Annotated in this window: 1 rRNA gene; it reads right to left on the bottom strand. The window is 52.4% G+C overall.

Annotation, left to right across the window (positions count from 1 at the left end):
• Positions 1-704, bottom strand: a 23S ribosomal RNA gene (locus DMI82_RS19530); the annotation flags it as partial.

Genomic DNA, 704 nt, shown 5'->3' with positions numbered 1-704 from the left:
CCTCACCTTAGGTCCCGACTCACCCAGGGCAGATCAGCTTTACCCTGGAAACCTTGGATATTCGGCCTAGAGGATTCCCACCTCTATCTCGCTACTCATTCCGGCATTCTCTCTTCCATGCAGTCCACAGCTCCTTCCGGTACTGCTTCTTCCCGCATGCAATGCTCCTCTACCAATCTTTTCAGATTCCTTAGTTTCGGTGGCGCGTTTCAGCCCCGGACATTTTCGGCGCAGGACCTCTCGACCAGTGAGCTATTACGCACTCTTTGAATGTATGGCTGCTTCTGAGCCAACATCCTGGTTGTCTTCGAAATCCCACATCCTTTTCCACTTAACGCGCACTTTGGGACCTTAACTGTAGGTCTGGGCTCTTTCCCTTTTGACCGCCCAACTTATCTCGTGCAGTCTGACTCCCGGTGATATCTACACGGCATTCGGAGTTTGATATTCTTCGGTAGGCTTTGACGCCCCCTAGGAAATTCAGTGCTCTACCTCCGCAAGACTCACACCGAGGCTAGCCCTAAAGCTATTTCGAGGAGAACCAGCTATCTCCGGGTTCGATTGGAATTTCTCCCCTATCCACACCTCATCCCCACCCTTTTCAACGGATGTGGGTTCGGTCCTCCACTACCTCTTACGGCAGCTTCAACCTGGACATGGATAGATCACCCGGTTTCGGGTCTACTCCTACTGACTCTGGCCCT

The sequence above is a fragment of the Blautia sp. BCRC 81119 genome (assembly GCF_003184505.1).
Lineage (GTDB): Bacteria > Bacillota > Clostridia > Lachnospirales > Lachnospiraceae > Blautia_A > Blautia_A fusiformis.
Note: the sequence above shows the minus strand (reverse complement) of the source record. Positions and strands in the feature narration are given on the sequence as shown.